Origin of the sequence: Sinorhizobium sp. FG01 (assembly GCF_002531875.1) — a bacterium.
Taxonomy (GTDB): Bacteria; Pseudomonadota; Alphaproteobacteria; order Rhizobiales; family Rhizobiaceae; genus Sinorhizobium; species Sinorhizobium fredii_C.
This window is the reverse complement of the sequence record NZ_NWTB01000020.1, coordinates 35999-50098: the sequence shown is the minus strand read 5'-3', so window position 1 is coordinate 50098 and position 14100 is coordinate 35999. Positions and strand designations below refer to the sequence as shown.

12 protein-coding genes are annotated in these 14100 nt (G+C 63.1%); 5 read left to right on the top strand and 7 right to left on the bottom strand.

What is annotated here, in order from left to right; translation table 11 throughout:
- Positions 1–4: 4 nt before the first annotated feature.
- Together CO656_RS25640 and CO656_RS25635 are read right to left on the bottom strand one after the other, a co-directional pair.
- On the bottom strand, positions 5–958 hold the full coding sequence (locus tag CO656_RS25640) for a nucleoside hydrolase (protein ID WP_097527618.1): 954 nt from the start codon (positions 956–958) through the stop codon (positions 5–7).
- 109 nt (positions 959–1067) lie between these two features.
- Positions 1068–2303, bottom strand: a complete 1236-nt coding sequence (locus tag CO656_RS25635; protein WP_097527617.1) for an FAD-dependent oxidoreductase — start codon at positions 2301–2303, stop codon at positions 1068–1070.
- A gap of 167 nt (positions 2304–2470) precedes the next feature.
- On the opposite strand from CO656_RS25635, the gene CO656_RS25630 reads away from it, so the two are divergent.
- Positions 2471–3127 carry a hypothetical protein gene (locus CO656_RS25630; protein ID WP_097527616.1) on the top strand — a complete coding sequence of 219 codons (657 nt, stop codon included), beginning with the start codon at positions 2471–2473 and terminating at the stop codon, positions 3125–3127.
- Between the two features lie 83 nt (positions 3128–3210).
- Here CO656_RS25630 and lysS read toward each other — a convergent pair whose 3' ends face one another.
- The 4 genes from lysS to CO656_RS25610 all read right to left on the bottom strand — a co-directional run bounded on the left by lysS (position 3211) and on the right by CO656_RS25610 (position 8420).
- On the bottom strand, positions 3211–4707 hold the full coding sequence (lysS, locus tag CO656_RS25625) for a lysine--tRNA ligase (protein WP_097527615.1): 1497 nt from the start codon (positions 4705–4707) through the stop codon (positions 3211–3213).
- Between the two features lie 11 nt (positions 4708–4718).
- Positions 4719–6176 (bottom strand): glutamate--tRNA ligase, encoded by a 1458-nt coding sequence (gene gltX / locus CO656_RS25620; RefSeq protein ID WP_097527614.1) that lies wholly within the window; start codon positions 6174–6176, stop codon positions 4719–4721.
- A gap of 440 nt (positions 6177–6616) precedes the next feature.
- Positions 6617–7372 carry a TerC family protein gene (locus tag CO656_RS25615; protein ID WP_037414324.1) on the bottom strand — a complete coding sequence of 252 codons (756 nt, stop codon included), beginning with the start codon at positions 7370–7372 and terminating at the stop codon, positions 6617–6619.
- Positions 7373–7580: 208 nt separating this feature from the next.
- Positions 7581–8420, bottom strand: coding sequence for an AraC family transcriptional regulator (locus CO656_RS25610; protein ID WP_097527613.1), 840 nt, complete (start codon positions 8418–8420; stop codon positions 7581–7583).
- A 167-nt stretch (positions 8421–8587) separates the two neighbouring features.
- Between CO656_RS25610 and CO656_RS25605 the strand changes: the two genes are divergently transcribed.
- Positions 8588–8965 (top strand): VOC family protein, encoded by a 378-nt coding sequence (locus CO656_RS25605; protein ID WP_097527612.1) that lies wholly within the window; start codon positions 8588–8590, stop codon positions 8963–8965.
- On the opposite strand, the gene CO656_RS25600 is transcribed toward CO656_RS25605, so the two are convergent.
- A complete protein-coding gene (locus tag CO656_RS25600; RefSeq protein WP_097527611.1) occupies positions 8962–9657 on the bottom strand; it encodes a TetR/AcrR family transcriptional regulator in 696 nt (231 codons plus the stop codon). The two genes, CO656_RS25605 and CO656_RS25600, sit on opposite strands and share 4 nt — an antisense overlap.
- 250 nt (positions 9658–9907) lie before the next feature.
- Here CO656_RS25600 and CO656_RS25595 point away from each other — a divergent pair, with 250 nt between their 5' ends.
- The 3 genes from CO656_RS25595 (at position 9908) to CO656_RS25585 (ending at position 14038) form a co-directional block, all read left to right on the top strand.
- Positions 9908–11116 (top strand): HlyD family secretion protein, encoded by a 1209-nt coding sequence (locus CO656_RS25595; RefSeq protein ID WP_037414330.1) that lies wholly within the window; start codon positions 9908–9910, stop codon positions 11114–11116.
- Between the two features lie 21 nt (positions 11117–11137).
- The gene (locus CO656_RS25590; protein WP_097527610.1) at positions 11138–12727 is read left to right on the top strand and encodes a DHA2 family efflux MFS transporter permease subunit; all 1590 of its coding nucleotides are present in this window, start codon (positions 11138–11140) and stop codon (positions 12725–12727) included.
- A 192-nt stretch (positions 12728–12919) separates the two neighbouring features.
- Positions 12920–14038, top strand: coding sequence for a metallophosphoesterase (locus CO656_RS25585; protein ID WP_037414334.1), 1119 nt, complete (start codon positions 12920–12922; stop codon positions 14036–14038).
- Positions 14039–14100: the final 62 nt, after the last annotated feature.

Sequence of the window (14100 nt, the reverse complement as noted above, 5' to 3'; positions counted from 1 at the left end):
AGGGCTATCGACCGTGCGCCAGCGTATCGCCGATCAGCTTCAGCACCGCCTCGGCATCGATGCCGATGCAGGCCTTTTGGCTCGGCAGATTGTCCCAGGCATTCGGCGGGAAAAGCCGCCCGTCCGGCTTCTGGATCGTCTGGCCGTCGGCGATGCCGCCGCAGAGCACGCGGATCGGCCCGCTGCGGGTGCGGAACAGATCCGGGGCGACGACATAGGCGCAGGCGCAGCTGTCGTGCACGACCATGCCGTCATCGACATGCTGCTCGTAGAAGACGATGTAGAACTGCGAAATGTCGGCGAGGAGTTTTGCCGCCTTGCCGCCACGTTCGGCGATGTCGGCGAGCGTGGCGCGGGTCATCACCGTTTGCGACGTCACGTCGAGGCCGATCACCGCCACCGGCCATTGTGCAGTCATCACCGCGTCGGCCGCCTCCGGGTCTCCATGGATATTGGCCTCGGCGGCCGGAGTGATGTTGCCGGGAACGTCGAAGGCGCCGCCCATGATCACCACGGCCTTGACGAGGCCGGCAATATCCGGGTCTTCGCGCAGCGCACGTGCCAGATTGGTCATGCGGCCGACGGCCACGAGCGTCACCTCACCGGGATTGGCGCGCACCGTGTCGATGATAAAGCGATGGGCCGGCCGGGGGTCGAGCGGCAGGTCGATCACGTCCGGCACGTCGATATTGCCGAGGCCATCGTGGCCGTGGATGCCGGTCGGCCAATCGATATGCGGCCGGTCGGGATTGAACATCTCGCCGAGGCCCTTGGCGACCGGGGCTGCAATTCCCCAGGCCTGCTTGAGAAAGAGCGCGTTGCGCGTCGTCGTCTCGATGGAGGCATTGCCGAACACCGAGGTGATGCCGATGAGGTCGATTTCCGGGTGCCGGTGCAGGAAGAGAAGCGCCATGGCGTCGTCGACGCCGGGATCCGTATCGAAAATAACCTTGTGCATAGCGTCTTCCTTCTTGGGGATATCGGGCCCATTTGCCTGAACCTGGTCCTGCGTGCTGGCGGCAATGGACAAGCTGCGGGCGAAAGTCAATCGATCGATTTCGCTCAGCTTATTGAAAGCGGCGGATGCTGAAGGGTTCGAGGTCGGTGCCGGCCCGGTTGGAAAGGAGGGCGGCGATCCTTGCGCCGGTGATCGCCGAGAGCGTCAGGCCGAGATGGCCGTGGCCGAAGGCCATGGCGATGCGGGGATCGGACGGATGAAGGCCGATGACCGGCACCGAATCCGGTGTCGAAGGGCGCCTGCCCATCCATTCCTTGCCGCCGCTCTCCGGCAGAGCCGGCACATAACGGCGCATCTTCCGGCGCATCGCGGCTGCTCGCGCATAGTTCGGCGGCGCCTCCGGCCGCGCCAGTTCAACCGCACCGCCGATGCGCAGGGCGTTGGCAAGCGGGGTCGCCACGAAGCCGTGCTCGGCAAAGAAGATCGGCATTTCCAGCGTCACCGGTGGATCAGCGAAGGTGGTGTTGTAGCCGCGCTCCGTTTCCAACAGCACCTTCAGCCCAAGCTTGCGGACGAGGGTGCGTGACCACACGCCGGCGGCGATCACCACCTTGTCGAAGGCCTGCCGGTCGCCGTTGTCGGCGACTATGGTGATCCCCTCGGTGCTTGGCTGCACGGCCTCGACGCCGGCTTCGACGAGCGTGCCCTGTTGCCTGACATGGTGTTGCAGATCGCGCAGCAGTTTGAGCGGATCGGGAAACGTCTGGTATCCGCTGCTGAAGACGCCGCCGGCGAAGGCGCCCTCTAGCGCGGGGACGCGGCCGCGGGCGGCGCGGGCGTCGAGGCGTTCGACGGCAAAGCCGAGCAGCCGGGCGGTCGCCTGCTCGTGCCGGAACGCGGCCTCGAGGGCAGTCTCGCTGTCGAAGATCGTCAGCGCCCCGGTCGGTTTCATATGGCCGGAAATGCCGCAGAGCCTCGTCATTGCCTGATGCGCGGCGAGAGCTTCACGCATCAGGCCGAGCAGGGCCCGACGGGAGCGTTCCACCTGGGCGGGCCGAGCCGCAAGAAGCAAATGCAAGAGCCATGGCGTCAAGGCCGCCAGATCCTGCCAGCGCAGCGTCAGGGGTCCGAGCGGGTCGATCAGCCATTTCGGGGCTGCGAACAGCATTTCGGGGCGGGCCATCGGATCGATCTCCGGAACCGCGAGGATGCCGGCGTTGCCGACGGAGGCAGGCAGGCCGTCGACGTCCTTTTCGAACACGGTGACCGCGTGACCTTCGGCGATCAGATGGACCGCCGAGGCGCAGCCGATGATACCCGCTCCGACGATTCCGATGCGCGCCATGATCTCCCCCGTCCTCAAAATCAAGAAATGACGCTTCGTTTTTAGTGATGACGGGCAGGAGAGCAAGTGTCCTGCATCCGTCCGCTTAAACTTTCCGAAAGGGTGTTTCGCCTATCTTCAGAGGCGTTCTGGCTTTTCTTGTATTTGCGTCCGCAGCGGAGCCGCCTGTGAAGGCTATTTTGAGTAAACTGCGCCCTTCGAAGCGGCTCGTGGTCATCCTTGCCGCGGCCTTTGCCGTTTCGGCCGCGTCCGGCGGTGCCGCCGTCTATGTGGGGCGCGACAGGCTCGTCGCGCGGCTCTCGGAGCCTTCCGCTTCCGGTCTCGAATGCACGGCGCTTCGGACGCTGAAGCTCGACCACCGCGGCCAGCGCTGGATCCGCATGCATGTGAAGACCGACAGCGCGGCTGGCCCGGAGCGCGTCCGCACGGCGCTACGCGTCGTCGGCGCACTCGCAAAGAAGGAAAAGGCCGACCTCTACCAGGTCGTCGTGCTCGATACGGCAGGTCCGGAGGAGCGCGCTGCGGCGCGTGGTGGCGCGATCGGTGCCGAAGTGCTTTTCGCGCCCGGTCCGCAGAGTGTGAAGGGCATGGACGAACCGTTCCGTGCTTCCTACAACGACGGCACGGCCAATCCGGGCGGCATGTTCCATGGCAAGCTCGTGAGCCTCGGTCTCGACGAGGTTCGTGCCATTATGGCCAAGATGGACGATCACTCGCCCTGCATCGATCCGGCTGCGGCCGACGCGGAAGGCGCGGAGGCTCCGGCCGTGTCGGAAGCGAGCGAGCATCCGGCCAAGACTGCCGAGGCGCATGGCGGGCATTGAGCCGCCCGCAAAACTTCCCCATCAAAGGAAAAGCCCACCGCTAACGCGATGGGCTCAATGCTGTCCGGCATCTGCTTATCAGCTCAATCGGCCTTGTGGCGCCGGGCCGGGAAGAGAATGATGTCGCGGATCGACGGCGAGTTGGTGAGCAGCATGATCAGCCGGTCGACGCCGATGCCTAAGCCGCCGGCGGGCGGCATGCCCTGGTCCATCGCGTCGAGGAAGTCCTCGTCGAGCGTCTTTTCCTTTTCGCCGCGGGCGTGGGCCTGTTCCATCTGCTCGACCATGCGGGCGCGCTGTTCGACCGGGTCGTTGAGCTCGGAGAAGGCGTTCCCGATCTCCCAACCGTTGCAATAGGTCTCGAAGCGCTCGACGAGCCGCGGCTCGCCCGGCACCTCCTTGGCGAAGGGCGAGATATCCTTCGGGAAATGGATGACGTGGGCCGGCTGGATCAGCGTCGCTTCGACCTTCTCCTCGAAGATGAAGGCGAGCACTTCGCCCCAGGTCGCATCCTTCTCGACCTCGATCCCGGCATTGCGGGCCGCCTGGCGGGCTTCCTCGTCGCTCCGGATCGCAAGGAAATCGATGCCGGTCGCGTCCTTGACGGCCTCCGGCATGGAGACGCGCGGGAAGGGACCCTTGAAGGAGAGCTGCTTGTCGCCGAATTCGAACTCGGTCTTGCCGTGGACGGCGAGGGCGAGCTTTTCGAACATGCGCTCGACGAGGCCCATCATGTCCTCGTAGTCCGCATAGGCCCAATAGCACTCCATCATGGTGAATTCCGGATTGTGCCGGGTGGAGACGCCTTCGTTGCGGAAGTTGCGGTTGATCTCGAAGACCTTGTCGGTGAGCCCGGAAACGAGCACGCGCTTCAGATAAAGCTCGGGCGCGATGCGCAGATACATGTCGAGCTTCAGCGTGTTGTGATGCGTCTTGAAAGGCTCGGCCGTGGCGCCGCCATAGATCGGCTGCAGCATCGGCGTCTCGACTTCCATGAAACCTTCGTCCTCAAGGAAGCGGCGAATGCCGGAGACGATGCGGCTTCGCTGCTGGAAGCGCAGCTTCGATTCTTCGTTGACCATGATGTCGAGGTAGCGCTTGCGGTAGCGCGTCTCGATGTCGGCAAGCCCGTGATACTTCTCCGGCATCGGCAGGAGCGACTTGCAGAGCATGGTGATTTCCTTGGCGTTCACCGTCAGCTCGCCGCGCTTGGTGCGGCGCACCTCGCCGGTGACGCCGACGATGTCCCCGAGATCGATCATCGGCAGCAGCGCGCGCGCCTCCTCCGGCGCCGTGTCCTTGTGCGAGAAGATCTGGATCTTGCCGGAGGCGTCATGGATGTCCATGAACATGCCGGAATTGCGCGAGGAGAAGACGCGGCCGGCGACCGTCACCAGGTCGCCGCTTTCCGTGTCCGGCTCGAGCCCGGCATATTTTTCGGCGAGTTCCGCATTGGTGAGCGTGCGGTGGAAATGCGCCGGATAGACGTCGCCGATCTGCGTGCGCAAGAGGTCGAGCTTCTGGGCGCGCACTTCGGTCGCGTCGGAGGAAAGGCCGGCGGTTTCTGTCTTCTCGTTCATGGTTATCGTCCTTACTTTCCGCTGCCAACCATGGAGGCGACCACCTGTGCCGCCACCTTGAGCCGCTGGCGCACCACAGCACGGCCGAGCAGCTCCATCGAGTCGAAGAGCGGCAGCGAACGCTGCGAACCGGAGATGGCGACGAAGAGCGGCGAGACGACGGCCTTGAGCTTCTTGCCCATCCGCTCGGCGCTGGCGCGCAGTTCGGCCTCAATGGACTCCTTGTTCCATTCGAGGATCTTTTCGAGGTCCGGCTGAACGGTGTTGAGGACTTCGAGCATCTCCTCGGGCGAGGCCTTCACGCCGGCAAAGGCGGCCGGCTGCAGGCCGAGATCGGACTTGAAGAGGAAGGCGGCCAGATCCGGCAGCTCGCCGAGCTTCGAGATGCGCGACTGCGAGAGCTTCAGGCCCTCCTTGAGACGTTCGTTTTCGGACGCCCAGGCGAAGACCCGCGCGGCAAACTCGTCTTCCGAGAGCTTCTCGCGGATCCAGCGGGCGTTCAGCCAGTCGAGCTTCTGAATGTCGAAGATCGCGCCGGCCTTCGACAGGTTTTCCGGGTCGAACTTGTCCGCCAGTTCCTCGATCGTCAGCAGTTCTTCGCCTTCGGCGATCTGGATGAAGAACAGGCCGAGGAAGTTCATCAGCGCTTCCGGAAGATAGCCGAGCGCCGTGTAATAGGAGATCGAGGTCGGGTTCTTGCGCTTCGACAGCTTCGACTTGTCGGCATTGCGCATGAGCGACAGATGCATGAACTTCGGCGGCTCGAGGCCTAGATACTGATAGATCAGGATGTGCTTCGGCACCGAGGCGAGCCACTCCTCGCCGCGCGCGACATGGGTGATCTTCATCATATGATCGTCGACGACATTCGCCATATGATAGGTCGGCATGCCGTCTGCCTTGAGCAGCACCTGCATGTCGACCGCATCCCACGGGATCTCGACATCGCCATAGACGCCGTCGTGGAACTTGCAGGAGCCCTCGGTCGGGATCTTCATGCGCACGACATGCGGCTCGCCGGCGGCGACGCGGGAGGTGACTTCCTCGGCCGACAGGCTCAGGCACAGGCCGTCATACTTCGGCGGCTTGCCGGCGGCGCGCTGTGCCTCGCGCATCTGCTCCAGCCGCTCGGGCGTGCAGAAGCAGCGGAAGCCGTGGCCGTTCTCGACGATTTTCTCGACATAGGGCTTGTAGAGGTCCTTGCGGTCGCTCTGGCGATAGGGGCCGTAGGGGCCGCCGATATCCGGACCTTCCGACCATGTGAGCCCGCACCATTTCAGCGCATCGAGCACCTTCTTCTCGAATTCCGGCGTCGAGCGCGTCGCGTCGGTATCCTCGATGCGCAGGATGAATTCGCCGCCGTGCTTCTTCGCAAAGAGGTAGTTGAACAGCGCGATATAGGCGGTGCCGACATGCGGTTCGCCGGTGGGGGAGGGTGCGATGCGTACCCGGACTGCAGAATCTGCCATGGTCTTTGCCCGTCTTGACGTGCTCTTGAGCCCTTGGCCGGAGTGCCTACCAGCTGACGGGCGCGTATTTTATGGGAAGGAAGGCCCGCAAGGGTGCCGCTTGAGCGGTATCGGCGGGCAATTCCAGTCGGCAGGGGTGAGACCATAGAAAGCCCCTGATGTCAACGGAAAGAGGAAGCGCGCGGTCCAATCGCCTCTCCCCCGAACAGGGATTGGAACGCTAGCGGCGTGGCTGCGTTATCCGCTACGAGGACGCGGACTGTGGCAACCGGACGCGACAGACCAGGAGAACATGGGAATTTTGCCGGTTTCTTCCCGTGGCCAACGAAACGGCAGGCGAGCTCTTGACCTGTCCAGCTCGCATCCTCGCCTCCCTCCCGCAGCAAGAGGCCCGCATTCGACGGATGCGGGCCTCTTTGTCGTCTTCGCAGATTGCAAGCTTAATGCAGCTTCGTGGCCTGCTGCTTTTTTAGGCGCGCGTTGCGGGCGATCATGTTGAGGATTTCAACCAGCGCCGAGAAGGCCATGGCGGCATAGACGTAGCCCTTCGGCACGTGGAAGCCCATGCCTTCGGCAATCAGCGTCGTGCCGATCATCAGCAGGAAGGCAAGCGCCAGCATGACGATCGTCGGGTTCCGTTCGATGAAGTTGGCGAGCGGGTTGGCTGCAACCAGCATCACGGTTACGGCGACGACGACGGCGATGACCATGATGGGCAGGTGAGGGGTCATGCCGACGGCGGTGATGATGCTGTCGACGGAGAAGACGAGATCGAGCAGCAGGATCTGGCCGATCGCCGCCGTGAAACCGTTGATCGCCGAGCTCGCGATGAAATCCTCGTCATGGTCGCTCGGATCGACATTGTGGTGGATCTCCTTCGTCGCCTTCCAGACCAGGAAAAGGCCGCCGGCGATCAGGATCATGTCCTTCCAGGAGAAGCCATGGCCAAAGGCCTCGAAGACCGGCTCTGTGAGTTGCACGATCCAGGCGATCGTGCCGAGCAGCCCAAGGCGCATGATAAGCGCGAGGCCGATACCGATGCGCCGGGCGCTGACGCGGTTCTCGGCGGGCAGCTTGTTGGTCAGAATCGAGATGAAGATCAGGTTGTCGATGCCGAGGACCACTTCCATCACAATCAGTGTAATGAGAGCGACCCAAGCCTCCGGGCTTTGAGCGAGCGTGAGGATTTCCTGCATCGGCGAACTCTTCCTTCTAAATGACGATCACTGATGTCGCGTCGTCCGACCCAACGTCAGTGGCGGTGACCGGTCCCAACAAACCGGAGCGGAATGCGAGCGCATCTTCCCCTCCAGGGCGCCTCGTGGCGCCAGGTTCGCCGCAGTATTTAAGGAGTAGTGCCGAAGTAGCAAGCGCTGCCGCGACTTTGCGGCAGCGTTTTACCGTTTACTGTTTTATCGGAACCCACATCTCGACGACGCCCATGCCGGAATCCGGGTCGAACCGCTCGTCGTAGCGTTCCATGAGATCGGGCGTTTCGCCGTGCTCGAGTCCAGACTGCGGAAACCAGGTTGCGAAGATGTGATGGGCAGTGGCCGAGATCGCCGAGATGTGGCCGCGATGCAGGAACGCCGCATAGCGCTGCTTCGGCAGCTTCAGGGTCGAAAACCCGTTCGGCAGTCCGTCCGCATCCGCGACTTCGACGGCCGCCATGTAGCGGAAGCTTCCGGCTCCAGCATCCGAATGGGTGCAGACGCCATAGGCGACGTTGCCGCGCTGGCCCGGAATATGACCGAAGTGGCTATTGAAGCGCTGCCAGAGCGAGGGAATGCCTTCGGTGCGATCGTAGGCATAGGTTTCTTCAAGGCCGGCGAGGAGCAGGGCAGGGCCCTCCTCGAAGCGCGGCGGTTCGATCTTCTGATTGCGCGTATCGTCCATCCTGATGGGCTCCACAAGTTCGATATTGCAGACATGCCTCTGCTTGCGCACCGACTCGGGCGTGACCCCGAATTGCTCGCGAAAGGCGCGGGTGAATGCCTCGTGCGAGCCATAGCCCGCGTCGAGGGCCGCCTCGAGAATGGTGGAGTTGCCGTCGGCAAGGCGAAGCGCCGCCGAACTCAGGCGGCGTCCGCGGATATAGGCACTGATCGAATGGCCGGTCGCGAGGCCAAAGACGCGTGATAGATGATAGCGCGACAGGCCGGCGGCGTCGGCAATCCGCTCCAGTGAGATATCCTTGGCGAAATGGCTTTCGATGAACCAGATCGCCCGTCCGATGGCACTCATGTTCACTCCCGTGGCAAGCGACCTAGCTCTTACGGATTTATAGGAGGACGCGTTTGATCGCGGTTGCTGGATTTTAATCGGCACGGCCTGCCGACGGCAAATTCGCCTTCTGGATTTCCCGATTGTGCAGGCTGGACGAACGGGGTCCGCGTCCTACATCCGCCGTCATGGCAACGACCGGTCCTCTCTTTCGTGGCATCAATGTGGTCTCGATTTCGGTGACCGACCTTGATGGTGCCCGCGCGTTCTATGGGGAGGTGCTCGGATTCGGGCCGCCGCTCTACGATCTGCCCGAAGCGGGCTGGATCGAATTCTCCGCCGGCGGCGTGGACGGCAACGTTTCGGTGACGTTGGCGGAGAGCGGCTGGACGCCCTCGACGGGGACGACGCTCGTCTTGAATGTCGAGGACTGCCATGCGGTGGTCGAGGAGCTGCGGCGCCGCGGTGTCCGGTGCGAGGATGCGCAGGTCTTTCCCGGCTTCGTCACCTTTGCGAGCTTCTACGATCCCTTCGGCAATCGCATGCAGATGTGCAGCCCGGCTTAAGATTTCTGATCAGCGCGCTGCCCGTAGGCGGCCATGAAAACACGGATGGCCGAGGCGACGTTCTTTTCGATCTGTTCGGGCGGAACCGCATCACACATCCCGAAGAGACGGCCCTTGAACAGGCCGGCCATACAGAGTTCTATGAACTGCTTGGCGGCCAGTTCCGTATCGTCGATCGACAGCCTGCCTGCCGCTTTCTGCTGGTCGAGATAGGCCTTCAGCACCGTGTAGCCGTTTTCGGGCGTTGCGGTGAAGAAACGCTGCGCCAGCCGCGGCATGCGGTCGATCACGCCGAGCACGGTCCGCATGGCCCGGATTGTGTAATCCGATGTCACGCTGGTAACGAGCGTGACGGCGAAATCGTGTAGCGCTTCCTCGATGGGCTCGATGTCGTTCAGCGACTGCTTGATGCTGTTGACGATGCGGCTGCGTTCGCGCGCGATCAGGGCTTCGAACAGATCTTCCTTGTTCTCGAAGTAGACATAGAGCGTGCCCTTAGATACGCCTGCCTCGCGGGTGATGTCGTTCATGCTGGCGGCATCGAAATTGCTGCGCATGAAGACACGCTTGGCGCCTTCAAGAATTTGCTCGCGTTTGACCGGATCCGCGCCGGCGACGCGGCGGCCGCCACTCGAAGGCTGCTGTTCCGGCTGCAGGGATCTTTCCTGCCGTGCACTTTTCGCTGACGTCATGATTACCCGGACGTTTCCACTCCTGTAGATCACGGTGGATTTAAGAACTCGCTCCGACCCATTAGCGTGACCGTTTCAATAAAAAGCAACGGGTGCGGAATTGGATCCGCATTTATTTCAGCCCGCGGCAAGCGTTTCGAACCGCTCGGTTCGATTTGCTCTTGATATGCGCTGCGAAAGGGATTATGTCAAGGCTAATCGAACCGAACGGTTCAGTTCAATTTCCTAATTTAGCCGAAACAGGTGTCTCATGTCCCCTTCCAGCACCTCCAGTGCCGCGCGCGTCCGTCCTGTCGGTGACGATTTCGAGGCCGTCGAAGTTCCCACCACCGAGGCCAAGGCACCCGCAGCAGAGGCGCCGGCGGTGACGGAGCCTTCGGCCGCTGAGGCTGCCGCTCCCGCCAAGAAACGCCGCAAGCCGATCCTTCCGGCAATCGGGCTGGCGCTGCTCGCCGCCGGCGCCTGGTACGGCTACGACTGGTGGACCAATGGCCGCTTCATGGTTTCGACCGACGATGCCTATATCGAGGGCGACATCGCGACGATCTCTCCGAAGGTCTCCGGTTATGTTGCCAAGGTCGACGTCGTCGCCAACCAGCACGTGAAGGCCGGCGACCCGCTCGTCACGCTCGAGGACGGCGATTACCGGATCGCGGCGGAACAGGCCGAGGCGCAGATCGCCACGCAGAAGCTGGCGCTCAGCCGTTTCGACGCGCAGATCGCGGGTGCGGAGGCGAGCCTGAATCAGGCCGAGGCGCAGAAAAGGGCCTTCGAGGCGACCGTCCGCGGCGCCGAGCTGACCCAGAAGCGCGCCAGCGACCTGCAAGCCTTCGGAACGGACGCTTCGCGCGACAGCGCCCAAGTCGCGCTCGACCAGGCGAATGCGAATCTCGTCGGCGCGGAGGCAAATATCGCCGCCGCCAAGGCCAATATCACCGTGCTCCAAGCGCAGCGCGCGGAATCGGAAAGCACGATCCGTTCGCTGGAACTGGCGCGCGACAAGGCGAATCGCGACCTCGGCTTCACCGTGCTCAAGGCGCCCTATGACGGCGTCATCGGCAATGTCGCCGTCCAAGTCGGCGACCTCGTCTCGGCCGGGCAGCGGCTTGCGGCCCTCGTGCCGGTGGACCAGCTCTATATCGACGCCAACTTCAAGGAAACGCAGATCTCCCATCTGGTCCCCGGCTCCAAGGTTAAGGTCCATGTGGATGCCTATGACGAGCACACGATCGAAGGCACCGTCGCATCGATCTCGCCGGCCTCCGGCTCGGTCTTCTCGCTGCTGCCGGCGGAAAACGCCACCGGCAACTTTACCAAGATCATCCAGCGCGTGCCGGTTCGGATCACGCTCCCGGCCGATGCGCTCGCCAAAGGCAACCTCAGGGCGGGGCTGAGCGTCGTCGTCGACGTCGATACCCGCACGGCGCCGGACGCCACGAAGGTCGCCGAGGCGAAGTAAGCGCGCGAAGGAGTAGCGGACATGGCTTCGACGGCAACAGTGAGCCCGGCGGCGACAGGCGGCGCCGGGGCAGAGGAGCGCATGGATCCGCGGCGGCTCATCGCGTTTCTCGCGATGGTCGTCGGCATGTTCATGGCGATCCTCGACATCCAGATCGTCTCGGCCTCGCTTGCCGAAATCCAGGCGGGACTTTCCGCCGGATCGGACGAGATCGGCTGGGTGCAGACCTCCTATCTGATTGCCGAAGTCATTATGATCCCGCTGTCGGGAACGCTCGCGCGGATCGTTTCGACGCGCGTGCTCTTCTCCGTCGCCGCCGCCGGCTTCACCGCCTCGAGCGCGTTAGCGGCAACCGCCACCAATATCGACCAGATGATCGTCTATCGGGCGATCCAGGGCTTCATCGGCGGCGGCATGATCCCGTCGGTCTTCGCGGCCGCCTTCACGATCTTCCCGCCGTCGAAGCGCAACATCGTGTCGCCGATCATCGGCCTCATTGCCACGCTCGCGCCGACCATCGGCCCGACTGTCGGCGGCTATCTGAGCCACGCCTTCTCCTGGCACTGGCTGTTCCTCGTCAACGTCATTCCCGGCATCGTCGTCGCGACGCTCACCTGGATTTTCATCGACTTCGACGAACCGGAACTCGGCCTCATCAAGAAGTTCGACTGGTGGGGGCTGTTCTCGATGGCGGTCTTCCTCGGTTCGCTCGAATATGTGCTCGAGGAAGGCAATGCCAACGATTGGTTCAACGACGACCATATCGTCATGGGGGCGGTCGCCACGGCTGTCGCCGCCGCGATATTCTTCTACCGGGCGTTCAAAGTCGAGTTTCCGGTGGTCGATCTCCGCGCCTTCGCCAATCGAAATTTCACCTTCGGCTCGCTGTTCTCCTTCGTGATGGGCATCGGCCTCTATGGCCTCACCTATCTCTATCCGCTCTATCTCGGGCGCATCCGCGGCTATGATTCGCTGATGATCGGCGAGACCATGTTCGTCTCCGGCCTCGCCATGTTTCTGACGGCGCCGGTCGCGGGCTTCCTCGCCGGCAGGCTCGACCCGCGGGTGATGATGACGATCGGGTTCACGGGCTTTGCGGCAGGCACGTGGACGATGAGCCAGCTGACGGCGGATTGGGATTTCTGGGAACTGCTCGTCCCGCAGATCCTGCGCGGCTGCTCGCTGATGCTCTGCATGGTGCCGATCAACAACATCGCGCTCGGCACGCTGCCGCCGGCACGCATCCGTAACGCGTCCGGTCTCTTCAACCTGACGCGCAACCTCGGCGGCGCCGTAGGCCTGGCGATCATCAACACGATCCTGACCCAGCGCCAGGATCTCCACTATGCCCGTCTGGCGGAGCATATCCAGTGGGGCAGTCCGGAGGCGGTCGATCGGTTGAACAACATAGCATCGAACTTCGACGCTTACGGCCTCGACGGCGCGACCGCTGCCGTCAAGCAACTGGCCCAGATGGTTCAGCAGCAGGCGGTGATCCTGTCCTTCATCGACGTGTTCCTGATCTTGACCGTCCTGTTCCTGGGGATGGTGCTCGGCGTGCTGATGATCAAGAAGCCGGAGGGCGCCGGCTCGGGAGGCGGCGGGCACTGAGGCGGGAGAACGAGAGCCGGCTTTCTGCTCCAGACTGCCCTCATCCTGATGCCGCGACCTTCTCACCGCGCAGTGAGAAGGGGCTCGTGGCGAGCGCCTTCAGCGCGAATGCATGCTTTACGCTCTGAAAACCTTGCGGCACTATTCCGGCCGTCCTTGAGTCGTCGCATCGACCAAGGTGCTGGGCAGGCGATGATCGACAATCCATTCCTTAACCCCTCCAGGCGGAGATTTCTTGCCGGTACGGCTGGTCTAGGCCTTTCGCTGATCGCAGGCGGCGGGCGTGCCGCAGCACGGCCACCGGTCGATGCCACATTCGTCTTTTCCAATGACATCCATGCCTGCCTCGTCTCGACGGAAGGCCTTGCGCCGAATTGCGAGCAGGAGGGCAAGACCGATGCCAATCTGTTGCGCCACATTGCGGCGCTCAACGGACTTCCGGGACAGCACTGGCCGCAAGCAATCGACGGCAGGCCGAGCGGTCTTGCCAGCGCCGGCGCGAAGATTGCCCGGCCGTTCGGCTTGGTGCTCGGCGGCGATATTACCGACGACGGCGGCGGCCAGGTCCGCGAGCCGAGAGAAGGGCGGCAGCTGCAACAGTTTCAGAGCCGCTACGAGCATGGCGTCGGGCCGCATCACATCCACTATCCCGTCTATGTCGGGCTTGGAAATCATGATCTCGATCAGGACGGCGCGCCGCCGAACGTCGACTGGTACCGTCGCGAGCTGCGCGATTATGTGGAACTCACCCATCGCCGGTCGGTTTTCTACAGACCCCCGGTGCCGGTGACCAATTACGATCCGCTCTCGGACAATTACTCCTGGGACTGGGGCGGTCTCCATCTCGTGCAATTGCAGCGCTTCGGCGGCGACGAGAACAAGGGTGCGGTGAGCGGCCTGCCGTGGCTGAAGCGCGATCTCGCGACCTATGCCGCCGATGGGCGCCCGGTCGTCTTGTTCCAGCATTACGGTTGGGACGCGTTTTCGACCGAGGTGTGGGACGCTGCGGCAAAGACGTTCGACGCTCAGGGCGACGGCGAGCCGCATTGGTGGAGCCCCGGCGAGCGCGATGCGCTGCTCGCGGCGCTCAAGGGCTACAACGTCGTCGGACTCTTCCATGGCCACGAACATGACCGGGTGATGGCCTACAGCGCCGGCGACATCGACATCTTCAAGCCAAAGGCGGCCTATCTCGGCGGCTTCGCGCTGGTCCGGGTTACCGACAAGTTCCTGGACGTCGTGTTCGGAGAGGCGAGTGGCGAGGCGGGTCACGCCGCTTTCACGCATGCGTTCAGCAGGCGTTTCGACTGAGGCTTGACGCCCATTTTTCAAAGGCTTTGTCGCGCCTTCGAAATTTTTGATTTACGTACATC